General features: G+C 69.4%; 22 protein-coding genes. 2 read left to right on the forward strand and 20 right to left on the reverse strand.

Features of this window, described 5'->3' with window-relative positions; all coding sequences use genetic code 11:
* Positions 1-82 precede the first annotated feature (82 nt).
* The 13 genes from CCK91_RS07185 to hrcA all read right to left on the reverse strand — a co-directional run bounded on the left by CCK91_RS07185 (position 83) and on the right by hrcA (position 15064).
* Entirely contained in the window at positions 83-772 is a 690-nt protein-coding gene (locus CCK91_RS07185; protein ID WP_086473474.1) for a response regulator, read from the reverse strand.
* Positions 769-1953: a sensor histidine kinase gene (locus tag CCK91_RS07190; protein ID WP_086473475.1), complete on the reverse strand. Its 1185-nt coding sequence runs from the start codon at positions 1951-1953 to the stop codon at positions 769-771. Before CCK91_RS07190 ends, CCK91_RS07185 begins: the two co-directional genes overlap by 4 nt.
* Before the next feature lie 126 nt (positions 1954-2079).
* Positions 2080-3840 carry a 2-isopropylmalate synthase gene (gene leuA / locus CCK91_RS07195; RefSeq protein ID WP_086473476.1) on the reverse strand — a complete coding sequence of 587 codons (1761 nt, stop codon included), beginning with the start codon at positions 3838-3840 and terminating at the stop codon, positions 2080-2082.
* A 146-nt stretch (positions 3841-3986) separates the two neighbouring features.
* Complete coding sequence (locus CCK91_RS07200) at positions 3987-6512, reverse strand: bifunctional lysylphosphatidylglycerol flippase/synthetase MprF (RefSeq protein WP_086473477.1); 2526 nt, start codon at positions 6510-6512, stop codon at positions 3987-3989.
* Positions 6512-7783: an alpha/beta hydrolase gene (locus CCK91_RS07205; RefSeq protein WP_086473478.1), complete on the reverse strand. Its 1272-nt coding sequence runs from the start codon at positions 7781-7783 to the stop codon at positions 6512-6514. The genes CCK91_RS07200 and CCK91_RS07205 overlap by 1 nt, the downstream gene beginning before the upstream one ends.
* Positions 7784-7959: 176 nt before the next feature.
* Complete coding sequence (era, locus tag CCK91_RS07210; protein WP_086473479.1) at positions 7960-8868, reverse strand: GTPase Era; 909 nt, start codon at positions 8866-8868, stop codon at positions 7960-7962.
* Complete coding sequence (locus CCK91_RS07215; RefSeq protein ID WP_086473480.1) at positions 8865-10169, reverse strand: hemolysin family protein; 1305 nt, start codon at positions 10167-10169, stop codon at positions 8865-8867. Before CCK91_RS07215 ends, era begins: the two co-directional genes overlap by 4 nt.
* Positions 10169-10636, reverse strand: coding sequence for an rRNA maturation RNase YbeY (gene ybeY, locus CCK91_RS07220; protein WP_079705750.1), 468 nt, complete (start codon positions 10634-10636; stop codon positions 10169-10171). The genes CCK91_RS07215 and ybeY overlap by 1 nt, the downstream gene beginning before the upstream one ends.
* On the reverse strand, positions 10633-11646 hold the full coding sequence (locus CCK91_RS07225; protein ID WP_242664497.1) for a PhoH family protein: 1014 nt from the start codon (positions 11644-11646) through the stop codon (positions 10633-10635). Before CCK91_RS07225 ends, ybeY begins: the two co-directional genes overlap by 4 nt.
* Positions 11647-11722: 76 nt before the next feature.
* Positions 11723-12076 (reverse strand): HIT domain-containing protein, encoded by a 354-nt coding sequence (locus tag CCK91_RS07230; RefSeq protein WP_064293856.1) that lies wholly within the window; start codon positions 12074-12076, stop codon positions 11723-11725.
* Between the two features lie 50 nt (positions 12077-12126).
* The gene (locus CCK91_RS07235) at positions 12127-12864 is read right to left on the reverse strand and encodes a 16S rRNA (uracil(1498)-N(3))-methyltransferase (protein ID WP_086473482.1); all 738 of its coding nucleotides are present in this window, start codon (positions 12862-12864) and stop codon (positions 12127-12129) included.
* A 1-nt stretch (position 12865) separates the two neighbouring features.
* Positions 12866-13987 carry a molecular chaperone DnaJ gene (dnaJ, locus tag CCK91_RS07240; RefSeq protein WP_064293629.1) on the reverse strand — a complete coding sequence of 374 codons (1122 nt, stop codon included), beginning with the start codon at positions 13985-13987 and terminating at the stop codon, positions 12866-12868.
* 54 nt (positions 13988-14041) lie between these two features.
* Positions 14042-15064: a heat-inducible transcriptional repressor HrcA gene (gene hrcA, locus CCK91_RS07245; RefSeq protein WP_086473483.1), complete on the reverse strand. Its 1023-nt coding sequence runs from the start codon at positions 15062-15064 to the stop codon at positions 14042-14044.
* 216 nt (positions 15065-15280) lie between these two features.
* Between hrcA and CCK91_RS19915 the strand changes: the two genes are divergently transcribed.
* Positions 15281-15838, forward strand: a complete 558-nt coding sequence (locus CCK91_RS19915) for a DUF4870 domain-containing protein (protein WP_234993956.1) — start codon at positions 15281-15283, stop codon at positions 15836-15838.
* Positions 15839-15907: 69 nt separating this feature from the next.
* On the opposite strand, the gene hemW is transcribed toward CCK91_RS19915, so the two are convergent.
* From hemW to lepA, 3 genes are read right to left on the reverse strand one after another with little or no spacing between them, the layout of a single operon-like run.
* Positions 15908-17134, reverse strand: a complete 1227-nt coding sequence (hemW, locus tag CCK91_RS07255) for a radical SAM family heme chaperone HemW (protein WP_086473484.1) — start codon at positions 17132-17134, stop codon at positions 15908-15910.
* Between the two features lie 10 nt (positions 17135-17144).
* Positions 17145-17789 carry a DUF1990 family protein gene (locus CCK91_RS07260; RefSeq protein WP_242664435.1) on the reverse strand — a complete coding sequence of 215 codons (645 nt, stop codon included), beginning with the start codon at positions 17787-17789 and terminating at the stop codon, positions 17145-17147.
* Complete coding sequence (lepA, locus tag CCK91_RS07265) at positions 17786-19636, reverse strand: translation elongation factor 4 (protein ID WP_079705746.1); 1851 nt, start codon at positions 19634-19636, stop codon at positions 17786-17788. Before lepA ends, CCK91_RS07260 begins: the two co-directional genes overlap by 4 nt.
* Positions 19637-19855: 219 nt before the next feature.
* Between lepA and rpsT the strand changes: the two genes are divergently transcribed.
* Complete coding sequence (gene rpsT / locus CCK91_RS07270) at positions 19856-20116, forward strand: 30S ribosomal protein S20 (protein ID WP_064295571.1); 261 nt, start codon at positions 19856-19858, stop codon at positions 20114-20116.
* A 119-nt stretch (positions 20117-20235) separates the two neighbouring features.
* Here rpsT and holA read toward each other — a convergent pair whose 3' ends face one another.
* The 4 genes from holA to CCK91_RS07290 form a co-directional block, all read right to left on the reverse strand.
* Positions 20236-21291 carry a DNA polymerase III subunit delta gene (gene holA / locus CCK91_RS07275; RefSeq protein ID WP_071260815.1) on the reverse strand — a complete coding sequence of 352 codons (1056 nt, stop codon included), beginning with the start codon at positions 21289-21291 and terminating at the stop codon, positions 20236-20238.
* Between the two features lie 66 nt (positions 21292-21357).
* Positions 21358-23730, reverse strand: a complete 2373-nt coding sequence (locus CCK91_RS07280) for a ComEC/Rec2 family competence protein (RefSeq protein WP_086473485.1) — start codon at positions 23728-23730, stop codon at positions 21358-21360.
* 47 nt (positions 23731-23777) lie between these two features.
* On the reverse strand, positions 23778-24479 hold the full coding sequence (locus CCK91_RS07285; RefSeq protein ID WP_086473486.1) for a helix-hairpin-helix domain-containing protein: 702 nt from the start codon (positions 24477-24479) through the stop codon (positions 23778-23780).
* 165 nt (positions 24480-24644) lie between these two features.
* Complete coding sequence (locus CCK91_RS07290) at positions 24645-25064, reverse strand: hypothetical protein (protein ID WP_133059953.1); 420 nt, start codon at positions 25062-25064, stop codon at positions 24645-24647.
* Positions 25065-25106: the final 42 nt, after the last annotated feature.

Consider the following 25106-nt stretch of genomic DNA (forward strand, 5'->3'; position numbering starts at 1 on the left):
GGTGCGCGTCGGGCGCACGAGCGACCCTGGTACATCCTGGGGATGATCCTCGATCACTCCGCGGGTGCGTGCTGGACCGCGGTCAGACCAAGCCGTGTTCGAAGGCGAACACGACGAGCTGGACCCGGTCGCGCACCTCGAGCTTCGCGAAGATCCGGCTGATGTGGGTCTTCACGGTCGCCTCGCTGAGGAACTCGGCGGCGGCGATCTCGGAGTTGCTCAGCCCGCGCGCCGCGAGGAGGAAGATCTCGCGCTCGCGCGCCGTGAGCTCGGCATACCGCTGCGGTGCGGCCGGAGCGGCCGGCGCCTGCTGGAAGTGCTCGAACAGCTCGCGGGTGGCCGACGCGGCGATGACCGCGTTCCCGGCATGGACGGTGCGGATCGCTGCGAGCAGGAACTCCGGCTCCGCGTCCTTGAGCAGGAACCCGCTCGCGCCGGCTCGGATGGCCGTCGCGGCCGCCTCGTCGAGGTCGAAGGTGGTCAGCACGACGATCCGAGGCCGCTCGCCCCCGCGCGCGTCCGCCTCAGCCAGGATCGTCTTCGTCGCCTCGATCCCGTCCATGACCGGCATGCGGACGTCCATGAGGATGACCTGCGGACGTGTCCGTGCGGCCAGCTCGACCGCTTGACGCCCATCGGAGGCCTCGCCGACGACGCGGAGGTCCGGCTGCGAACCGATGAGCATGCGGATCCCGCCTCGGAACAGCGCCTGGTCGTCGACCAGCGCGATCGCGATCGCCCCCGCTGCCGTCGCATCACTCGGATCGGTCATCTCGTCACTCCCACCGTCGCGTACGGGATCGATGCGTAGACGGTGAAGAGACCGTCCACCAGGGTCGTCCCGAACCTGCCGCCTGCCAGCGTAGCGCGCTCGTTCATCCCGGCGAGTCCGTGCCCCGTGCCGGCCTTCGGCGGTTCGACCTTGACCCGGTTGACGACCCAGAGCTGCAGCTCGGGTCCGGTCCAGTCGAGGTGGACGTCGATCGGCCCCCGATGGTCGCCGTGTCGGAGCGCGTTCGTGAGCGCTTCCTGGATGATCCGGTAGACGGCGAGCTGCGAACCGGTCGCCACCGGTCGTTCCTGACCGTGGCTCTGGACCACCACGTCCAGTCCGGCTCCTCGCAACTGCTCGTAGAGCCGGTCGAGGTCGGCCATGACCGGCTGCGGGCCCTCGGTCTGTTGGAATCGCAATTGCGCGAGCAACACCCGGACGTCGGCGAGGGCCTCGCGGGAGATGCTCGAGATCGTCCGCAACGCCTGGTCGGCCGAGTCCGGGTCTGCGGCCAGCGCATATCGGGCACCGTCGGCCTGCGCGATGACCACGGCGAGGGAGTGTGCCACCACGTCGTGCATGTCGCGCGCGATCCGGTTGCGCTCCTGCTCGACCGCGACGTCGCGCTCGGCCAGGAGCTGCGCCTGTCGGCTCTCGCGGGCGAGCCGCCAGGTGCGCATGAGGACACCTGCGGTCCAAGCGAGGCCGAAGAAGGCGGCGAACGCGAGGAACATGAACAGCCCGACCGTCACCTGCGCGACCGGTGTCATGTCGTTCGCCAGACCGAAGGTGCTGATCTCGGCGGAGAGGTTGGAGGTCCAGCTCGGGACGACGATCACATAGAACGCGATGAGCGCGGCTCCGACGAACGCGGAGGCGAAGGAGATCCATCGCAGGGCCCGTCCGCCGTAACTCGCCGCCGCGTAGAGCACGACCGGGATCGCGAAGTTCGCGGGATCGGGTGCCAGGAGGAGCAGCATCTGCGCCAGCGCCGTGACCCAGGCGATGGCGAGGGAGATCCCGGGAGCCAGGCGGCGGAGGGCGAGCGCCACGCACATGCCGAGCAGGACGATGACGTACTGGGTCGGCCGAGCGGCGTATGCCGCGAACGTGACGAGGAACAGCACCGAGGGCAGCGCGATGTCGAGGGCCAGTTGGCCGGGTCGGAGCGAGCGGAGCATCCACTAACCGTACGACCTGGCGGCCGGTCACCCCGTCCTCGCGCGGGAAGATCATCCTCCGGGTGTACACCGGAGGACAGCGCTGCGCCGGGCCGACCCGAAGGCCGACCCGGCGCAGCGGGATCGTCAGATGGAGGCCAGTTCCCGCGCCTCGACCTGCGTGCGCACGGCCCGGTTGACCGCCGAGACGACGGCCTTGAGCGAGGCCGTGGCGATGTCGCCGTCGATGCCGACGCCCCAGAGGCGCTGGTCGTTCACCTGGAGCTCGACGTAGGCGGCCGCCTCGGCGTCGCCTCCGGCGCTCAGCGTGTGCTCGACGTAGTCGTACAGCGTGACCTCGATGCCGCGCCCGGAGAGCAGGTTGAGGAAGGCCGCGATCGGGCCGTTGCCGGTCGAGGTGCGCTCCTCGACCTGCTCGCCGTCGCGAAGGGCGACCTCGAGGACCACGGTGCCGGTGAGGTCGCTCGACGTCTTCGTGGACTGCAGTTCGAACCGACCCCACTTCGCGTCCGCGACCGTTGCCGGAAGGTACTCGTCCTGGAAGATCGACCAGATCTGGCCGCTCGTCACCTCGCCGCCCTCGGCGTCGGTCTTCGCCTGGACGACGCCGGAGAACTCGATCTGCAGGCGACGCGGCAGGTCGATCGCGTGGTCGGTCTTGAGCAGGTACGCGACGCCGCCCTTGCCCGACTGCGAGTTCACGCGGATGACCGCCTCGTAGCTGCGCCCCAGGTCCTGCGGATCGACCGGCAGGTACGGGACGGCCCATTCGAGGTCGGCGACGTCCTTGCCCTGCGAGACGGCGTCGACGGACATCGCCTCGAAGCCCTTCTTGATCGCGTCCTGGTGCGAACCGCTGAAGGCCGTGAAGACGAGGTCGCCCGCCCACGGGCTCCGCTCGTGCACCGGCAGCTGGTTGCAGTGCTCGGCCGTCCGCTTGACCTCGTCGATGTCGCTGAAGTCGATCTGCGGGTCGACACCCTGCGTGAACATGTTGATGCCGAGCGCGACGAGGTCGACGTTGCCGGTGCGCTCGCCGTTCCCGAAGAGGCACCCCTCGATCCGGTCGGCTCCGGCCAGGTAGCCGAGCTCGGCTGCCGCGATCGCGGTCCCGCGGTCGTTGTGCGGGTGCAGCGAGATGATGATGTTCTCGCGGTTGGCCAGGTTGCGGCTCATCCACTCGATCGAGTCCGCGTAGACGTTCGGCGAGGCCATCTCGACCGTCGACGGCAGGTTGATGATGACCTTGCGGTCGGGGGTCGCCTCGAGGACCTCGACCACCTGGTTGCAGATGTCGACGGCGAACTCGAGCTCGGTACCGGTGTAGCTCTCCGGCGAGTACTCGTAGTAGATCTGCGTCCCGGGGACGGTCGACTCCATCTCGCGACACTTCCGGGCGCCGTGGAGGGCGAGGTCGATGATGCCCTGCTTGTCGCTGCGGAACACGACGTCGCGCTGCAGGATGCTCGTCGAGTTGTACAGGTGCACGATCGCCTGCTTCGCGCCGCGCAGCGACTCGTAGGTGCGTTCGATGAGGTGGTCGCGTGCCTGGGTCAGCACCTGGATGGTGACGTCCTCGGGGATCGCACCCTCGTCGATGAGGCTGCGGACGAAGTCGAAGTCGGTCTGGCTCGCGCTCGGGAACCCGACCTCGATCTCCTTGTAGCCCATCTTCACGAGCAGGTCGAACATGATGCGCTTGCGCTCGGGGCTCATCGGGTCGATGAGGGCCTGGTTGCCGTCGCGGAGGTCGACGGCGCACCAGCGCGGGGCCTCGGTGATCCGACGGTCAGGCCACGTGCGATCAGGCAGCGAGACGTCGAACTGGTCCTGGTAGGCGCGGTAGCGATGGACCGGCATGCCTGATGGGGTCTGGGTGTTCTTCATGATCCTGGGATCTCCTCGTGGGATTGGGGGTGAGCCAATGACGAACTCCGCGACGAGGGAGGCCTGGAACTAGGACTCGTCGCGGCAGCTAAGGAGGAGCAGACCGGAGAACACGTCGTCAGCATAGCACTCCCCCGCGCGGCCGATCAGGTGACCAACGAGGCGAGGTCTCGCACGGACACGTCCGGGAGGTACGCGCGCCCGACCGCGATGCCGATCGCCGGCAGGGTCAGCGGGTCAGCGTAGCCGAGGACAAGCGGACGCTCCTCCGGCTGGAACTTCCCCTTGAAGGCGAGGAGCGAGCGGAACCCGTACACGGGTTCGAGCACGTTCCCGAGGTAGGTCAGGACGCGGTCGATCCCGTCCGTCTCCGGCTGCTCGGTGCTCCTCGAGCGGGCGAGTGGAGCCCCGGAGAGGCTCATCTCCTCGATGCCGTCCTCCTTGAACCGCGCGGCGGCCTCGGCGATGAGGAACTCCATGACGCCGTTCATGCCGTCCGTCCGACGCCGCATGAAGTCGAGGGTCCAACCGACCAGCTCACCGTCGCGTCGGACCGGGAGCCAGCTCGTGACACCGTGCAGCCGTCCTTGCTCGTCGACCGCGAGCAGGAGCCGGACCTCCTCGTCGACGAGCTCGTCGATCCCACCGAGGGTGAACCCCATCTCGGGCAGCTTCCGCTCGGCGACCCACTCCTCGGAGATCTCGGCGATCTGCGCCGCGAGCCCGACGCCGAGCGCCCCGTAGGTCGACCAGACAGCGGTGATCCCCGCACGATCGGCTCGGTTCACGGAGGATCTGATGTCCTGCCAGCGCTTGCCGACCATGCTCCAGCCCTGCGGGTGCAGGACCGTCTCCTCGGCGACCTGGATGGTGCGCCAACCGATCCGGTGGAGCGCTCCTGCGGTCTGCTCGTCCACGCTGTACAACGCCACCGTCAGGCCCGAGTCCTCACAGTGCTCGATGAACCGCTCGAGCACCCCCTGCTCGTGGCGGTGCATCCCGAAGAATCCGCCCGTGGTGACCGCGACCCCGGCGACGATCCGATAGGCGATGCCAGCGTTGCGCTCCGGGTCGAACCAGGTGAGGTTGCCCGGCCAGGTGGCCATGTGCCCGATGGAGTCGCTGCCCTCGGCCAGGAGCTCGCGCAGGCGGCGCTCGTCGGCCGGCGCGATGGCGTTCGCGACCCGGCTCAGCGGCCAGACCGCGCCGAGCAGGATGATGCTCCACCAGACGGGTCCGACGGCGTGGAACACCACGCCGGTGAGCGGCGCGACCGGCACGAAGCCCGGGAGGACGTTCCGCAGGTACGCGGCGGGGACGAAACGCTCCGGCGCCGCACGGAGGACCTCCCACACGTCGGGCCTCGGCGAGAATCCTCCGGGTTGCAGCAGGGCGACGACGACGAAGAGCGCGGCGAGCACGACCCACGACGCGCCGACCAGGGCGAGATACCCCCAGGCGCTGCGTCGGGTGGCCCGCACGGGGAACCCACGACGGAGCACGACCAGGAGCGCCGCCACGACGAGCGGCAGCAGGATCGCCGCCCACAGTGCTATCGCGATCTCGACGGACCGCTGCTGCGCACCGTGCCCCGTCCCGAGCAACGACGAGGGGTGTCCCGTCGGGTGGAGTCGCACCCCCGCCCCGAGCGACAGCGCACTCAGGACGGCGAAGGACACCATGATCGCCGTGGCGAACCAGACCGCGAACCGTCTGCCGCGGAGCAGGCCCCACGCCGCGAAGAGCAGGGCGATCATGGGGACCACCGACAAGAGCACCGCTCCGAAGCCGTCGACGCGCACCAGCGTGAGGTCGCGCAGGCACTGTGCTGACACGCCGACCGTGCGGCATTGCCCGATGACCCGTCCGGCGTCCGGGATGTTCTGTTCGAGCAGGAGCACGAGCGGCGCGAGCGGACCGAGGTGCCGGCCGGACAGGAAGGTGATGAGCGGTCCGACGCCCATCATCGCGACCACTGACGCCAGGAGTACCCGGGTCTCGTGGTGCGAGCTCCGCACGCGTCGCACCGACGGGGTGGCCCCGGCGAGCACGATCCCGAGCAGGACGCCGACCAGCGCTGCGAACAGTCGCGCGAGATCCTGCGGGAGTCCCGAGTACAGCAGCACGATCAGCGCACCGACGACGACGAACGCGCGGATCCGCCGACGCCAGAGCGGCCCGTGGAACGCACTCGACGCGGCGAGGGCGCCGAGCGCGCCGGCCACGGGGTCGAATGCCACGATGCGGGCGACCTCGCCGCTCCAGAACTCGCCGCCGAGCGTGCCCAGGAGTTGGAGCCCGATGGCGAGCGCGTTCCCGGCGACCGCGGTCAGCAGCACCGCCAGGAGCGTCTTGGCGGCGCCGAACCGTCGCTCGGCGAGCACCAGTGCGGGGACGCCGATCAGCAGGAAGGCGAGGAGGCCGAGCACCCCGTCGGTTCCCAGGGCACCGGTCAGGAGTGCCCACCAGTGCCCGTCGACCACGACCTGCTCGTACCCCACGCCCGCCGCCTCACGGATCGCCGACCGCCAGGCCGGCGTCGCCACCGGCGGCGTCCGCCACACGAACGCACTGACCACGAGCACCAGCCCCGTGATCCCGATGCTCATCGGCACCGATCGGATCACGCCGGTCACGAGTCGACCGAACGGCGTCGCCCTCCCCGCGCGCATCAGGCGAGCCCGAATCGTGCGGCGATCACGGGGAGCGCTCGCTCGAACACCGTGTGCACGGTGTGCCAGTCGTGCGCCGTCCCGTCGGAGACGAAGGTCGTCGTCCGCATGCCGGCGGCCGAGGCCATCGCGGCGACCCGCCGGACGCCGGGACCGTAGCGGCTGTCGTCGCTGCCGTAGCCGAAGACACCGACGGTGTCCGCGTACGGGGTGTGTGCGGCGAGGATCGCGGAGGGGGCTGCAGCCTCGTACGCCGTCGCCGACCCGCCGAAGCCCTGTGCGATCGTCGTCGGTCCGATGGACGGGACGACCTCCCCCGAGATGTCGAGGATGCCGCCGTAGCGTTCGGGGTGCGCGGCGCCGAGCTGGATGGAACAGGTCCCTCCCTGCGAGAAGCCGGCGATGAACCAGTCCGTCCGCGATGCGGACACCGGGAGGTGCGCCGAGATCCACGCGGGGACGTCGACCGTGAGGTAGCTCGCCGAGTTGCCGAGCGGCCCGTCGACGCACATCGGGTTGCGGTCCGGAGCACCGAGCTGGTCGGGCACGACCACGATCGGTGCGAGACCCGCATGCGAGGCGGCGAAGCGGTCGAGGATCCCGGCGATCCCAGCCGACGCGAACAGGTCGGCAGGCTCTCCCGGCTGACCGCTGAACGCCTCGATGACCGGCAGTGCCGGCGGGTGTGCGGCCAGGGCGGCCGGTGGCAGGTAGACGAGCGCGTCCCGGTGGGCGAACCCGGAGGTCGTCGCCGGGATGTCCACGTGTTCGACCCGCCCGCCGCTCGGCAGATCGGCGGGTCGTTGCCACGTCGTCGTCGTCCCCCGGGCGGCAGGCAGGGCCGAGAACGACTGGTACGGGCTGATCCCCAGAGCCGCCCGCACCGTCGCGAACTCACCGAAGTCCTGGTTCACGCCGACTGCCCCGATGAGCAGGAAGACCGGGACCGCGAGGCTTGCCACGACGACCCGCCACGCCCTGGTCCGGACGATCGCGGCGATCGCGAGGGCAGCACCGGCGAACCCGACCGCCGCCCACGCACGGGTGACCGGCGTCAGTTCGATCCCGAAGACATCAAGCACGTCACCGAGCAACCAGGCCGTGGCATAGGCGAGGAGCGCCCCACCGCTCGCCACGAGCAGCATCGTCAGCCAGCCGCGAACCGTTCGGCGCCCGGTCAACAGGATGATCGCCAGGAGGACGGCGGCACCGCCGACCCAGACGAGGAGCTCCGGACGATCCAGCCTGATGGCCAGCAACCAGTCGAACACTCGGACTCCTTCTCGCGACCCCGAGGAACAGTATGTCCGCGCGCTCGCGAGCCTGTCGGCCAGATGACGGGTTCCACAGTGGGCCCAAAGCAGACACGCAAGTCACGTTCAGGTAACGGAGACCCCCCGCACGGATCCGCACGGGCCCACAGCGCCGACGGTCGACCGGATCCGCGTCAGAATCCCAGGCGACCGAGCAGTTTCGGGTCGCGCTGCCAGTCCTTCGCGACCTTGACGCGGATGGAGAGGAAGACCCTCGATCCGACGAGTGGCTCGATCCCGGCGCGGGCCCGGGCCCCGACGTCGCGGAGCCTGGAGCCGCCCTTCCCGATGATGATCGCCTTCTGGCTGTCGCGCTCCACGAACACGTTCGCGTAGATGTCGAGCAGGTCGGTCCCCTCGCGCGGGATCATGTCGTCGATGGTCACCGCGAGCGAGTGGGGCAGCTCGTCCTGGACGCCCTCGAGCGCGGCTTCACGGATGAGCTCGGACACGCGGTCGACGACGGTCTCGTCGGTGGTGGCCTCGGTCGGGTAGAGGCGTTCCGAGAGCGGCATGAGCTTCGTCACCTCGGTGACGAGGATGTCGAGCTGATCGTCGGTCACCGCGGACAGCGGGATGACCGCGTCCCAGTCCCGGAGCTCCGAGATCGCGAGCAACTGCTCGGCGATCGTCGTCCGGCTGGCGGTGTCGGTCTTCGTGACGATCGCCACCTTCTTGGCGCGCGGGAAGCCGTCGAGCGACTCGTTGATGAAGCGGTCGCCGGGGCCGAGCTTCTCGTTGGCTGGGATGCAGAACCCGATGACGTCGACGTCGGAGAGGGTGGACTGCACGAGGTCGTTCAACCGCTGGCCGAGCAGGGTGCGCGGGCGGTGGATGCCGGGAGTGTCGACGACGATGAGCTGGCCGTGGTCGCGGTGCACGACCCCGCGGATCGCGCGACGCGTGGTCTGCGGCTTCGAGCTCGTGATCGCGACCTTCTCGCCGACGAGGGCATTGGTCAGCGTGGACTTGCCGACGTTCGGACGCCCGACGAAGGACACGAACCCCGCTCGGAAGTCGGACGGAGGGGTGGTGTCGTTCATGGGTGCTCCCGATGGTCGGTGGACGCCTGCTGGGCGTCCTGCAGCTGGTCGTCGCGCTGGGCGATGACGGTGAGAATGCGTCCCCGCCGCCCCTCGACGCGCTCGGCGGTGAGTTCGAGGCCGTTGGTCGACACCGTCGATCCGACGACGGGCAGCCGACCGAGGGCTTTCGCGAGGAGGCCGCCGACGGAGTCGACGTCGTCGTCGTCGAGTTCGAGGCCGAACAACTCCCCCAGCTCGTCGACGGGAAGACGCGCATCGACCCGGAACCGTCCGTCGTGCAGGTCGGTGATCTCGGGGGTGTCGGTGTCGTACTCGTCGGAGATGTCGCCGACGAGTTCCTCGATGAGGTCCTCGAGGGTGACGAGACCGGAGATGCCGCCGTACTCGTCGACGACCATCGCGATGTGGTTGGACTCCTTCTGCATCTGCTGCAAGAGCGAATCGGCCTTCTTGGACTCGGGTACGAAGCTCGCCGGCCGCAGGAGCGGCTCGATCGAGCCCACCTCGGTGACGCCGTCGCCACCGAACATCGCCCGCACCAGGTCCTTCAGGTACAGGATGCCGACCAGGTCGTCGATGTCGCCGTCGCTCACGGGCGCCCGCGAGATACCCGTCTCCAGGAACACCTCGAGCGCCTCGCGGACGCTGAGGTCGAGCTGCAGGCTCACGAGGTCGGTGCGCGGGATCATCACCTCGCGGACGAGCGTCTCGTTGAACTCGAAGATCGAGTGGATGAGCTCGCGGTCGTCCTCTTCGAGGACCGAGTGCGCGGCGGCCTCGTCGACCATGCTCAGCAGTTGCTCCTCCGAGGTGAAGGAGACCGATCGCGGCAGACCCGGGGTCACCCGGTTGCCCAGCGTGACGAGGACGTTCGCGACCGGACCGAGGACGACGCGTGCGGCACGGATGGCGGGAGCGCTGAAGCGCAACACCGCGCTCGCGTGGGTCCGGCCGACGCCGCGGGGGCTCGCACCGACGAGCACGAAGGAGGTGCCGGTCATGATGACGACCGCGAGGACGAGGACGAGCCACAACTCGTCGATCGACGACGCCAGCGCGAGGGTGACGAGCACGGCGGCCGTGGTCTCGGCCAGGATCCGGATGAAGTTGATCGCGTTGACGTGCGCACCCGGGTCGGCCGCGATGGCGCGGAGCGCGGATCCCGAGCGGGCGCCCTCTGCCAGGTCGAGGATGTCCGCGCCCGACTGGACGCCGATCGCGGCGTCGGCTGCGGCCATGAGGCCTGCGAACGCGACGAGCAGGAACGCGACGATGACGAAGACGGCGACGAGGGACATCAGCTGGTGCGTCGTCTCTCCTGGAGCGCGAAGGCGAGGAGGATGTCCCGCTGGATGCCGAACATCTCCTTCTCCTCGTCGGGCTCCGCGTGGTCGTACCCGAGCAGGTGGAGCACACCGTGGCAGGTGAGAAGCTGGAGTTCGTCCATCGTCGAGTGCTTCGCGGCGGCCGCCTGCGTCTCGGCGACCTGCGGGCAGAGCACGATGTCGCCGAGCAGCCCCGGCGGCGTCGGGTTCTCCTCGGTACCGGGACGGAGCTCGTCCATCGGGAAGCTCAGGACGTCGGTCGGTCCGGGCTCGTCCATCCACTGGACGTGCAACTGCTCCATGGCGCCCTCGTCGACCAGGACGATGGCGAGCTCGGCATCGGGGCTCACGTGCATCGCGTCGAGCGCGAACGACGCCAGGGCGAGGATGCGCGATTCGTCGACGGCGACGCCGGACTCGTTGTTGATCTCGATGGTCATGAGCGTCCTCGCTTCGGCTGGTGGTCTCTGGCTGCGCCGCGACGCTCGGCACGGTTGGCGAACTCGGCGGCCTGCTCGCGCTCGAACCGCTGCGCCTGCCTGACGGCGTCGTACTCGCCGTAGGCGTCGACGATCCGACCGACGAGGGTGTGGCGGACGACGTCCTCGCTCGTGAGCTGGGCGAAGTGGATGTCGTCGACGTCCTTGAGCACGCGGGTCACGAGTCGCAGACCGGACGCACCGGTCGGCAGGTCGATCTGCGTGACGTCGCCGGTCACGACGATCTTGGACCCGAACCCGAGCCGGGTGAGGAACATCTTCATCTGCTCAGGGGTGGTGTTCTGCGCCTCGTCGAGGACGATGAACGAGTCGTTGAGGGTCCGGCCACGCATGTAGGCGAGCGGTGCGACCTCGATCGTGCCGGCCGCGAGCAGCTTCGGGACGATCTCCGGGTCCATCATCTCGTTGAGCGCGTCGTAGAGCGGACGCAGGTACGGATCGATCTTGTCCGTCAGCGTGCCCGGGAGGTACCCGAGTCGCTCGCCGGCCTCGACCGCCGGGCGCGTCAGGATGATCCGGTTGACCTCCTTGCGCTGCAGAGCCTGCACCGCCTTCGCCATCGCGAGGTAGGTCTTGCCGGTACCGGCCGGGCCGATCCCGAACACGATCGTGTTCTCGTCGATCGCGTCGACGTACGCCCGCTGCCCGACGGTCTTCGCCTTGATCGTCTTGCCACGCGAGGTGAGGATGACCTGCCCGAGCACCTCCGACGGGGAGGCCGAGCCGTCCTGCCCGAGCATGCGGGCGGAGGTGCTGACCTCCGCCGGCCCCAAGTCGTGTCCTTCTCGGACCATGGTGATGAGTTCCTCTACGAGTCGTCTGGCGGCGTCGGCCTGCGGCGCCGGGCCGGTGATGGTGATCTCATTGCCGCGCACGTGCACCGAGACACCGGGGTGTTCACGCTCGACGGTCGTCAGGAGTCGGTCCTGTGGACCGAGGAGACGGACCATGGCGAGCCCGTCCACCAGGAGGACGTGGTCGACCTCCTCCGTCCGCGCCGCAGCGGGGCGGTCCGGGTTCGAGGACTCAGGCTCCGCCAAGGGTGCCCTCCTGCAGGGAGCCGCCGAGGACATGCGCGTGCACGTGGAAGACCGTCTGCCCGGCGGACTCACCGGTGTTGAAGACGAGTCGGAACTCGCCCCCGGTGTGCTCCTTCGCGAGCGACGACGCCACCTCGACCATTTCCGCGAGCAAGGAGGGGTCGCCAGCGGCCAACTCCACGACGTCGCGGTACTCGGCGGTCTTCGGGACGACGAGGAGGTGCACGGGCGCCTGCGGTGCGATGTCGGCGAACGCGATCACCCGATCGGTCTCGGCGAGGAGGGTCGTCGGGATCTCCCCCGACACGATGCGGCTGAATACCGACGGTGCTTCACTCATGTCCACCAGTCTAAGGTTCGTGGCGACCTCATGCGCGGGCTGGTGGATCGTCACCACCGACCGAGCAGCACGTTGAGCGCGGCGATCGCCGCCGGTCCTGCCGTCGAGGTGCGCAGGACGCCCGAGCCGATCCGGACCTCGATCGCGCCGGCCGCTTCGAGCCGCTCGCGCTCCGCCGGCGAGATGCCGCCCTCCGGACCGACGACGAGCACGAGTTCCTCGGCGAGCAGGGCCGACGGGTCGAGCTCCGAGAGGGCGAGTGCCGCGCTGGGTTCGAGCACGAGGACGGTCCGGCCGGCGACGATCGCCGTGAGTCCACGGGTGTCGACGACCTCGGCCACCTCGGGCACCCGGGCGCGGATCGACTGCTTCGACGCCTCGCGCACGATGAGCTGCCAGCGCGCACGGCCCTTGACCGCTTTGTCGCCCTGCCATCTCGAGATGCTGCGCTCGGCGCCCCAGGGGACGATCCGGTCGACACCCAGCTCGGTCGCCGCCTGGATGGCGAGTTCGTCGCGATCACCCTTGGCCAGCGCCTGCACGAGGACGAGTCCGGGACGGTTCTCCGGATGCACCACGACCGATTCGACGCGGATCTCCAACTCGCCCGGCTCGCTGCGCACGACCGGTCCGGTCGCGATCAGGCCCCGCCCGTTGCCGATCGACGTCGTCTCGCCGACCCGCAGCCGACTCACGGCTACGGCGTGCTTCGCCTCGGGACCGCGGAGGGTCACCGAGTCGCCGACACCGGTCGATTCGAGATCCTCGCGGAGGTACAGCGAACTCATCTCAACCGACGCCGTGGAAGCGGTCGCGGATCTTCGCGAACAGGCCCTGCTGGAACTGCGCGAGCGCCGGAGCACCCTGACGTCGTCCTGAGGCGAAGCTCTTGATCAGCTCGCGTTCGCGGTGGTCGAGCTTCGTCGGGGTGACGACCTGGACGCCGATCTTGAGGTCGCCCCGGCTGTTCCCGCGAAGGCGCGTGACGCCGCGGTCCTTGACCGTGATGACCTCCGAGCTCTGCACGCCCGGCCGCAGCTCGACCTCGACGTCGCCGTCGAGCGCGTGGACGGTGACCTGGCGGCCGAGGATGGCGTCGGTCATCGGGACCTCGAGCGTGCACAGCAGGTCGTCGCCGTCGCGGCTGAAGACGTCGTGGTGCTTGACCTTCATCTCGAGGTAGAGGTCGCCGTTCGGGCCGCCGGCCGGGCCGACCTCGCCGCTCCCCGGCATCTGCAGACGCAGACCGGTGTCGACGCCGGCCGGGATGTCGACCGACACGGTGCGGCGCGCACGGAGCCGACCCTGACCCTGACAGGTGACGCACGGGGTCGCGATGATCGTGCCGTAGCCGCGGCAGGTGCCGCAGGGTGCCGAGGTCATGACGTTGCCGAGCAGTGAGCGGACGGCCCGCTGGATGGAGCCGGTGCCGTGACAGATGTCGCAGGTCACCGGTGAGGTGCCCGGCTGGCAGCAGGAGCCGTTGCAGGTGCTGCAGAGCACGGCGGTGTCGACCTCGAGGTCGCGGTGGGTGCCGAAGATGACCTCGTCGAGGTCGAGTTCGACGCGCAACAGGGCGTCCTCGCCGCGTGCGCGGCGGGACTTGGGTCCGCGCTGCTGTCCACCCCCGCCGAAGAAGGTGTCGAAGATGTCGCCGAAGCCGCCGAACCCGGCGTCGCCGCCACCGAACCCGCCCGCCTGCGGACCGAGGTCGTACTGCTGGCGCTGCTTGGGGTCGCTCAGCACGTCGTAGGCGTGGGTGACCTCCTTGAACCGCTCCGAGGCGTCGGAACCCGGGTTCACGTCGGGGTGCAGTTCGCGTGCGAGGCGGCGGTACGCCTTCTTGATCTCTTCGGGCGTCGCCTCCTTGGCGACACCGAGTGCTGCGTAGTGGTCGGGGTAGTCAGCCACTGAGGGCCTTTCGTTCGAGGTGCGGAAGGTGTTGGGGGACGCGACGAGGATGCGTCACTCGGCGTCGAGGATGCGCGAGAGGTACCTGGCGACGGCGCGGACCGCAGCCATGTTGCTCGCGTAGTCCATTCTCGTGGGGCCGAGGACGCCGAGCCGGGCGATTTCGCCACCAGAGGAACGGTAGTTCCCGGCGAGGACGCTCGTGGTCTCGAGGCCGAACGACGCGTTCTCCCGCCCGATGCTGGCGACCACGCTGTCGCGCTCGGACTCCATCTCGCCGAAGAGCCGGAGCAGCACGACCTGCTGCTCGATGGCGTCCAGGACCGGATAGATGCTGCCGGGGAAGTCGTCTTCGGTGCGGGCGAGGTTGGCGGCGCCGGCCATGACGAGGCGGTCCTGGCGCTGCGCCGAGAGCTGCTCGCGCACCGCGTCGACGATGCGGACGGCCGCCGCGCGGTCGAGGTCGGCGATGTCGGCGGGGACGTCGCCGATCGCGTCGTGGGCGTCGAGGAGCGGACGGCCCGCGACCGCCTCGTTGCACAGCGAGCGGAGACGCGAGATGAGGTCGTCGTCGACCGGGCTCTCCGTCTCGATGAGTCGCTGCTCGACGCGGCCGTTGTCGAGGATGATGACCGCGAGCACACGGCTCGGGGTGACGCTCACCAACTCGAGATGCCGGACGCGTGCCCGGGAGAACATCGGGTACTGGACGAGCGCGACCTGGTTCGTCAGCTGTGAGAGCAGCCGCACCGTGCGGTGCAGGACCTCGTCGAGGTCGCCGGACGCGCCGAGGAAGGTCTCGATCGCCGTCCGTTGAGCGTTGTTCAGCGGACGGCGGTCGGCGAGGTGGTCGACGAACATCCGGTAGCCCTTGTCGGTGGGCACCCGGCCGGAAGAGGTGTGTGGAGCGGCGATGAGCTCTTCGTCCTCGAGCTGCGCCATGTCGTTGCGGATGGTGGCGGCGGAGACTCCGAAGGAGTGGCGGTCGACGATCGTCTTGGAACCGACGGGCTCACGCGAGGCGACGTAGTCCTGCACGATGACGCGGAGCACTTCGAGACCGCGATCCGACACCATCTCGATCTCCTCCCGTCATCCACCTCGGAGCACCGACCATCAGCACTCGAAGACCCTGACTGCCAATCATATCGTGGCCTCCGCGCAGCCGTCCCTTGCGCGGCCCCGTGCCGCGGGAATACCGTTGGCCGCAGGCGTGGGTCCCTGATGAGCAACACCTGGTGCGATACGCTCAGCTGGACCAATTGAATATCACTCTCCGTGAAAGGTGCGAAGATGTCCGATCCGAACGCTCAGCCGCCCGTCGACCCAGCGAAGGGCGGGTCGGTTCCGCCTGCAGGAGACGGCGCGACGCCCCCTCCCGCAGCTCCGCAGCAGCCGCCCGCAGGCGCTTACCCGCCCCCGCCCGCCGGTGGCTACGCGCCGCCGCCGCCCGCTGCCGGCTCCTACCCGCCGCCGCCCGCAGGCGCCCCGCAGTACCAGCAGCCGTACGCCGCCGCTCAGCCCATGAGCCCGTCAGACGAGAAGCTCTGGTCGACGCTCATCCACATCGGTGGGATCTTCTTCGGATTCATCCCGCCGCTGATCGGCTACCTGGTCCTCAAGGACCGCGGCCCGTTCATCAAGGCGCACACGCTCACCGCGCTGAACTTCCAGCTGACGATGCTGATCGCGCTCGTGGTCGGCTCGATCCTGACGATCGTCGTCGTGGGTCTGTTCATCATCATCGCCGTCTACGTCGTCGTGATCGTGTTCAGCATCATCGCCGCGATCAAGGCGAACAAGGGCGAGCTGTACAGCTACCCGCTCACGATCCAGTTCATCAAGGCCTGATCCGTCGAGTCGCACGAGAACAGCCCCGTCCGGTCCGCCGGGCGGGGCTGTTCCGCGCGTCGGGCAGCGTCAGTCGCCGACCAGACGACGGACGACCGCGTCGGCGAGGAGCCGTCCGCGGCGCGTGAGCTCCAGTCGTCCGAGCAGGGCTTGCCGTGCATCGACCAGTTCCTCGGCGATGAGCCCGGCGACCGCCGTGCGAGCCTCGGGGGCGAGCGTCCGGATCGGGATGCCGTCCCGCGTGCGGGTGAGCAGCAGGATGCGTTCGAGTTCCCGGGTCTCGTCGTCCAGCGTCTCCCGGCCGGCGGCCGGGGACTCCCCCGCCGCGATCCGCTGGGCGTACGCCGCCGGGTGCTTGACGTTCCACCAGCGCACGCCGCCGACGTGACTGTGCGAACCCGGACCGACGCCCCACCAGTCCTCGCCGGTCCAGTAGGAGAGGTTGTGCCGAGAGCGGTGCCGGTCGTCCGTCGCCCAGTTGCTGACCTCGTACCAGCCGTAACCGGCCTCGGTGAGGAGATCGTCTGCGAGCTCGTACATATCGGCCTGCAGGTCTTCGTCGGGGGTCCCCACCACGCCCGAGCGGATCTGGCGCGCGAGTTTCGTCCCGGGTTCGACGATGAGCGAATAGGCCGACACGTGGTCCGGAGCGCAGGCGATCGCCGTCTCGAGTGAGACGCGCCAGTCGGCCAGGGTCTCCCCCGGCGTCCCGTAGATGAGGTCCAGGCTGACGCCGAGCCCGGCATCGCGAGCCCACTGCACGACGAGCGGCACCCGGGCCGGATCATGCGTGCGCTCGAGGGTGGCGAGCACGCTCGGCACGGCGGACTGCATCCCGAACGACACCCGGGTGAATCCGGCTTCGGCGAGCGTGCGGAGGTAGGCGGCGTCGACCGAGTCGGGGTTCGCCTCGGTCGTCACTTCGGCGCCGGGAGCGAGGTCGAAGTTGTCCGTCACGCCACGGAGCATCCGGACCAGGTCGTCAGCGGGGAGGAGGGTCGGCGTCCCGCCTCCGAAGAACACGGTCGAGACCGGACGGTCGGGGACGGTCGATGACGCCAGGACCGACTTGCCGAAGCGGAGTTCCGCGACCGCCTCGTCGGCGTAGTCAGACTGCTTCGCGCCGCGGAGCTCGGTCGCCGTGTAGGTGTTGAAGTCGCAGTAGCCGCATCGGACCCGGCAGAACGGGACGTGCAGGTAGACCCCGAAGTTGCGTTCGTGGGCACCGACGGCCGCCGTCGCCGGGAGGAGTCCGTCGGACGGGGCCGGATCGGCGAGTGGAAGGGCGCTCGGCACGGTCCGTCGCTCAGACGCCGCGCGACGGCAGGAGCGCGCGGAGGTAGGCGTCGTTCATGGTCTTGCGGCGGCGCTTGGAGCCGACGAGCTTCGCGGCACCCTTCGTCGGGCGGAAGAACGAGCGCACGACGATCCAGACGGAGTCGTCCTCGCGCTGCTCGATCGTGAAGGACTGCTCGCCGCTCTCCGGATCGCCCTCCATCGTGCCGATGGCGAGGCTCACATGACCCGGCTCTTCGGTGACGGAGATGACGCGATGCGGCCCGACGAGCGGTTCTCCGCCGACGGTGCCGGCGAAGACGACCGTCGTGCCCGGCGTGATGAACGGCGTGCCGTCCTCGGCGAAGCGTTGCTCCTCGTGCGTCTCGATGGGCTCCAGCGGCGTACCGTCCTCGGCGAAGGCGATGCCGCCGTACTGCACGCCCGTCCCCGGGTGCACCTCGGAGATCTCCACGCCGCTCGAGCGGTGCAGTCCCCAGGTGAGGAGGGCGCTGCTCGCGAGGGCGAACCGCTCCTCGCCGCTCCCGAGGCGGAACTCGTCCTCCGACGGCACGTAGCCTTCCGGCGGGTACTGCATGAGGTCGGTCCGCTGGGTGGCACCGACGGCCGCGTAGTCGACCGCTTCGTCCTCGAACGAACTTCGTCGTGCGTTCACTTCTTGTCCTTCGTCTCCACGTCCCCGGAGAGCGCTGCGATGAACGCCTCCTGAGGCACCTCGACCTTGCCGACCATCTTCATCCGCTTCTTGCCCTCCTTCTGCTTCTCGAGGAGCTTGCGCTTGCGGGTGATGTCACCGCCGTAGCACTTGGCCAGGACGTCCTTGCGCATGGCACGGACCGACTCGCGGGCGATGATCCGCGCACCGATGGCGGCCTGGATCGGCACCTCGAACTGCTGGCGCGGGATGAGCTTCTTCAGGCGCTCGGTCATGAGCACACCGTAGGCGTACGCCTTCTCGCGGTGGACGATGGCGCTGAAGGCGTCGACCTGGTCGCCCTGCAGCAGGATGTCGACCTTCACGAGATCGGCGGCCTGCTGACCGGAGGGCTCGTAGTCGAGCGACGCGTACCCCTGCGTGCGGCTCTTCAGGTGGTCGAAGAAGTCGAAGACGATCTCACCGAGCGGCATCGTGTACCGCAGCTCGACGCGGTCCTCGCCGAGGTACTCCATGCCGAGCAGCGCACCTCGTCGGCTCTGGCAGAGTTCCATGATGGTGCCGACGTAGTCCTTGGGGGCGAGGATGCCCACCTTGACCATCGGCTCCGACACCTCGAGGATCTTGCCGGAGGGGAACTCGCTCGGGTTCGTGACGGTGACGACCTGCTTGTCCTCCGTCTTCACCTCGTAGGTGACCGACGGCGCCGTGGCGATGAGGTCGAGGTCGAACTCGCGCTGCAACCGCTCGGTCACGATCTCGAGGTGCAGGAGGCCGAGGAAACCGACGCGGAAGCCGAAGCCGAGGGCGACGGAGGTCTCCGGCTCGTAGTTGAGCGAGGCGTCGGAGAGCTTCAGCTTGTCCAGTGCGTCGCGGAGGATCGGGTAGTCGCTGCCGTCGATCGGGTACAGACCGGAGAAGACCATCGGCTTCGGGTCGGTGTAGCCCGGGAGGGCGTCGGTCGCCGGCTTCACCGCGGTCGTGACGGTGTCGCCGACCTTCGACTGCCGGACGTCCTTCACACCGGTGATGAGGTAGCCCACCTCACCGACGCCGAGGCCCTTCGTGGGCGTCGGTTCCGGCGAGCTGACGCCGATCTCGAGGAGGTCGTGCACCGCGCGCGTCGACATCATCTGGATGCGCTCACGCGGACTCAGCTGGCCGTCGATCATGCGGACGTACGTGACGACGCCACGGTAGGTGTCGTAGACGGAGTCGAAGATCATGGCGCGCGTGGGCGCGTCCGGGTCGCCCACGGGGTTCGGGATGCGCCCGACGACGCGGTCGAGGAGTTCCTCGACACCCATACCGGTCTTGCCGGACACCCGCAGGACGTCTTCGGGCTTGCCGCCGATGAGGCTCGCGAGCTCCTTCGCGTACTTGTCGGGGTCTGCCGCCGGGAGGTCGATCTTGTTGAGCACCGGGATGATCTCGAGGTCGTTCTCGAGGGCGAGGTAGAGGTTCGCGAGCGTCTGCGCCTCGATACCCTGTGCGGCGTCGACGAGGAGGATCGCGCCCTCGCACGCGGCGAGCGATCGCGAGACCTCGTAGGTGAAGTCGACGTGGCCGGGGGTGTCGATCATGTTGAGCGCGAAAGTCTCACCGTTGAGCGACCACGGCATGCGCACGGCCTGGCTCTTGATGGTGATGCCGCGCTCGCGCTCGATGTCCATGCGGTCGAGGTACTGCGCCCGCATGTCGCGGTCCGAGACGACGCCGGTGATCTGCAGCATGCGGTCCGCCAGGGTCGACTTACCGTGGTCGATGTGGGCGATGATGCAGAAGTTCCGGATGAACGCCGGGTCGGTCGATGCCGGCTCGAGGGCCTTCACTGCTTGGGGGCTCACGCGTTCCTCGGGGTCAGGGGTGGAATCGGGCAACCCTCATTGTCCCACGGCCGGGAGCACCAGCGCTGCGGTACCCTGGATTGCCAGAACTCAGCCCGACTGGTAATGTTGCCTGTTGGCTTGCGTGTGAGTTGAGACCACACGAGAACTCGCTTGAAGACGCCCTCTTCCGTCCGACGGCACCGAACATCATTTCCTCGAACCGAAAGTTGACCCAACGTGGCAAACATCAAGTCGCAGATCAAGCGCATCGGCACCAACAAGAAGGCCAACGAGCGCAACAAGGCCGTCAAGAGCCAGCTGAAGACCGCCATCCGCGCAACCCGTGAGGCCGTCGTCGCCGGCGACAAGGCTCAGGCCGAGTCCGCACTGAAGCTCGCCTCGAAGAAGCTCGACAAGGCCGTGAGCAAGGGCGTCATCCACGAGAACCAGGCAGCGAACCGCAAGTCGGCCATCGCCAAGCAGGTCAACGCGCTCTAAGCGACACCAGCTGCAAGGCCCCGGCGTTCCTCGGAACGTGCGGGGCCTTTCGCGTCGCCCGCTCGGTCCCTGAGCTTGTCGAAGGGCATCCCGCTCGCCGCCACGGCCCGCTCGGCAGGCTACCGCTCCGACAGATCGACCCCGCGTGCCGCGATGACGCCGACGAGCCGCTCGAGCGCGAACACCGGGTCGCGGCTCGCGCCCTTCACTCCGGCGTCGGTCTCGGCGAGCATCTGCACCACGCGGCCGATGCCGGCGTCGGTCCAGCCGGACAGGTCCCGACGGGCGCGGTCGACCTGCCACGGCGCGAGGCCGAACTGCTGGGCGATCTGCCCGGACCCGCCGCGTGCCGAGGACACCTTGGCCATCGTGCGGATCTTCATTGCGAACGCGGCGACGATCGGCACGGGGTCGGCACCCGAGTCGAGCGCCTGCCGCAGGGCGAGCAGCGCTTCCCCGTGTCGTCCGGCGATCGCGGCGTCGGCGACGTCGAACGCGCTCGTCTCGAGACGACCGCCGTAGTACTTGTTGACCGTCTGCTCGGTGATCTCCTCGGAGGCGTCGGCCATGAGCTGACTGCACGCGGCAGCGAGCTCGGCGAGGTCGTCGGAGAAGGCGCCGACGAGTGCACGGAGCGCCTGGGGCGTGATGCGACGACCCGCCGTCTTGAACTCCGCCGCGGCGAAGTCGGCCTTGTCGCTGTCCCGTTTGAGTTCGGTGCAGACGATCTCGACACCGCCACCGGTACCTGAGCGGATGGCGTCGAGCAGCTTCTTGCCGCGCACGCCTCCGTTGTGCCGCAGCACGAGGTAGGCGCCCTCCGGCGGTGCTTCGAGGTACCGGATGGCTTCGGTGAGGAACTGATCGGAGCACTTCTCGACCTGGCTGACGCGGACGAGCCGGGGCTCGCCGAAGAGCGACGGGCTCGCCACGGTGAGCAGCTCCCCCGGGGCGTAGCTGTCGGCGGCGACGTCGTTGACCTCGAGCGATGGGTCTTCGGAGACGAGGAAGTCGCGCAGTCGGCGGATCGCCCGGTCGGCCAGGAAGGACTCCGTGCCGGACACCAACACGATCGGCGCCGGTCGGATCTCCGACCAGCCGAGCTGCGGGATCGCCGCCGAGGCTTTGGCCGCCGTCTTGGCCTTGCCGCGACCGGCGGAACGTGGTGCAGCCACAGCGGCTCCTCTCGACCGTCCGAGTCTACCGGCGACCGCCGACGCCAGCCGGGCCGGGTGGGCGGCTCACCCACCACGTTCCGACCAGACGCGGAACCCGCCGCCGTCCCCCGGGCCGAGGACGATGGTCCCCGACTCGTCCGTGCGGAGGACCTCGGCCCCGGCGGCCTCGTACAGCTCGAGCGCTGAGCGCGTCGGATGCCCGTAGCCGTTGTCGGCCCCGACGGAGACGAGCGCAACGGTCGCACCGACCCGGCGCGCCAGGCGGTCGCTCTGATCGGCGGAACCGTGATGCGACACCTTGACGATGTCGACCGCGTCCCCGAGCGCGTGCCGACCGAGCAGCCGGTCTTGCGCTTCCTCACCGAGGTCGCCGAGCAGCAGCACCGATGCGGCGAGGAGGTCGAACCGGACCACCACGCTCGCGTCGTTCCCCGGTTCGACACCGCCTGCCGCGGGGTCCGGCCACAGGACTCGCCACGGCGCCGCCCTCTCTGGATCCCCCAGCACCCCCTGGTCCCCGGCGCCGGCCTGTCGCACCTCCGCACCGGCCGCTCGGAGCACTCGGGCGACGCGCTCGTCCTCCGGATCGTCGATCGGCCCGAGCAGCACCTCGTCGACCATCCCGACGACCGCGTCGAGGCCTCCGACGTGGTCGAGGTCGTAATGGGTGAGGACGAGCAGCTCGATGCGGGACACCCCGAGTTCGTCCAAGCACGCGCGGAGCGGTTCGGGGTCGGGCCCGACGTCGACCAAGGCGATGGCGGCGCCCTGTCGCAGGAGGACCGCGTCGCCCTGACCGACGTCGCAGGCGGCGACGATCCAGTCGCCCGGCCGGTGCAGGGCCGGGCCGAGTCCGTCACCGACCGCCCGACCGCACAGTGCCACGAGCGCCACGACCACCGCCACGCCGATCGTCGTCGACCACTTCTGGGGCAGGTCCCGACGGAACAGCAGGAGTGTGGCGATCAGGACCGTCGGCAGGGCGACGAGCACGACGCCCAGCGGCCCCTCCGGCCACGGCACCCTCGCGGCAGGGACGCCCTCGAACCATTGCGCCACCGCGGCGATCCACGTCGCCGGCACCCAACCGAGCCACGCGACGAGCATCGCGAGTGGTGGTGCGAACGGGACCAGCAGGCAGGCGAGCAGCCCGAGCATGGTCGCGGGCGCGGCGGCCGGACCGGCGAGCAGGTTAGCTGGGACACCGCCGAGCTGGATCGCGGGGTCGAGGAGGACGAGCATCGGCTGGCAAGCGAGCTGGGCGGCTGCCGGGATCGCGATGAGGGCCGCTATCCCCCGCGGCAGCCATCTGCCGAGTACATCCGTCAGCGGTCCGCTGAGCAGCAGGAGGCCGGCGGTCGCGAGCACCGAGAGCCCGAACCCGTACTGTCCGGCCAGCCAGGGGTCGGCGACGAGGAGGACGACCACCGCCAACGAGAGCGCGGCGAGGCCACGGATCGGCCGCCCGAAGCCGCCCATCACCAGGACGAAGGCGGCCATGAGTGCCGCCCGTTGCACGCTCGGTTGGGGCGTCACGAGGACCACGAAGGCGACGAGGCACAGCAGGGCACAGGCGATCCTGAGCTTCCGCCCACCGCCGAGTGCCGCGACCGCGGTGCTGACGAGCCACACGATGACCGCACAGTTCGCGCCGGACACGGCCGTCAGATGCGAGAGCGAACTGCGCTGCATCGACTCCGTGACCGCGTCACTCACCTGGCTGACATCGCCGATCGCGAGGCCGGGCAGCAGCTCCCCACCCGGCCCAGGCAGGTCGGACGCGAGCCCGACGAGGCCGGAACGGAGCGACGCCGACCAGTCGAGGATCGCCGGCGGCTCCTCCAGCAGCTCGGGTTCCTCCCGTGCGAAGAGCAGCGCTGCCCGCGCATCACCCGGCGCGTTCCACCGGAGGGAGGCGTCGACGCGCCAGCGCTCACCGATCCTCGGCGCCCGATCCGCCGGGACCGGCGCGAAGACGAGGACCGGGACCGAGAGTCCCTCCAGGGCTCCCCCGTCGTCCGAGACCGTCACAAGGTCGGCTGCGAACCGAACCGTGGGTGCAGCAGTGACCGACCCGCTAGGAACCGCGTCACCGGTCACCACGACCTCGGCATGCACGGGAGCGTTCCCGAGCGCTTGCAGCGCCTCCGGCTGCCGGTCAAGGGCGCGTGCGCCGATCGACGCGGCGACCGTGCCGAACAGCGCCGCGGAGCACGCGCAGAGCAGGAGTGTCGTGATGACGACAGACCCTGTCCGACGCTCCCCGCGGCGACGCTCCACGAGGCGACGCCGGACGACCGTGCTGCACCCGAGGCAGGCGGAGGCGACGAGGAACGCGACCAGTGCCGTACCCCAGGCCAGCGTCGGAGCCGCGCAGCAGACGGCAGCACCGACCCAGGTGACCGCCGCCGGGATGAGCAGGCGTGGGAACCGCATCGCTCGCTCATCGCGCCCGGATGTCGGTCCGGAGGCCTCGTGTGTGGTCACACCGTCGCCGCCGCGCGAAGCCCCTCGAGGGTCTTCGCGCCGATGCCTTCGACCGCGCTGAGGTCGTCGAGGGTGGCGAACGGGCCGTTCGTCTCCCGCCAGGCGACGATGCGTGCGGCCAGGGCCTCTCCGATCCGCGGGAGTGCGGTGAGTTCGGCCGCGGAGGCCGTGTTCACGTTGACGAGCTGCGAGCCGGACGGACTCCCGGCAGCCGACCCGTTCGCGCCTCCGCCAGGTGGCACCTCGCCGACCACGGGGACGTACAGCTGCTCGCCGTCGTTCACGAACCGTGCGAGGTTCACGGCACTGGTGTCCGCTTCCGGCAGGGCGCCGCCGGCGGATGCCACCGCATCGAACGCACGTGATCCGTCCGGCAGCCGGTAGACACCAGGGGCCGCGACCGCTCCGAGCACGTGGATGAAGAGCTCCCCCGTCGCCGAGCCGGCAGGTGCGGTCGCTCCCGGTGTCGCGACAGGCATGGGGCTCCCCTCAGCCGACAACTCCGCCCCACCGATGGTCCGCACCGCCCCGCCTGAGCTGAACAGCGAGACGAGGATGGCGACCACGAGCGCCGCGATCACCAGCACCACGACGGCCCCGGCACGGAACTCCGGGCGCGGTAGCTCACCGAGCAGACGGCGCGTCGACGAACGCGTGGATGGCACCGGGCGGGACGTGGGTTCCGGTTCGATGGTCATCCTCGAACGCTACGAGCCCGGACACCCCGAACCACACGCTCGCCGTCGCCACGGACACCGAAACCACCACGACCGCACCTGTGGAGCGCGTTCGCCTGGGATGCAGGATTCAGTCAGTTCGCCCAGCGCCTCGGTGTTGACCGGTCGTCTTGCGATCACGGGCGGTCAGGCCGTTCTGGCTGGCTCGTCCCGCTCCCGTGTCGAAGATCGCGCGAACCAGATCCACAGCGGGCGAGCCGTGGCGAGGATGAGCACCGCGAACAGGCTCTGACTGATGACGCCGAACCACGAGAGTCCGCCGAGCAGAACGAAGACGGACCAGTTCACGGCGATGTCGGCGACGATCACCGCTATGCCGAGCACGATGCCGGCGCGCCGTCGAAGGATGATCAGCACCGCGGTGATGGGGTCCAAGACCGTGAGCGTCACCCAGAACAGCCGGACGCCGGGCGGGAAGCCGCCGTAGACGTCCACTCCCCCGAGGATCAGATCCGCGGTGTGCGTGGTCGTTCCGATCAGGAAGCCGATCACCCACAGGATCTGGAACACGCGGAGCGTTCGTACTGATGGGGCGAGAGCGATCACCCGGTCATGCTACCGAGGAAGCACCGGCAACCGCTCGGGACC

Origin of the sequence: Plantibacter elymi (nom. nud.), from assembly GCF_900177795.1 — a bacterium.
Taxonomy (GTDB): domain Bacteria; phylum Actinomycetota; class Actinomycetes; order Actinomycetales; family Microbacteriaceae; genus Plantibacter; species Plantibacter elymi.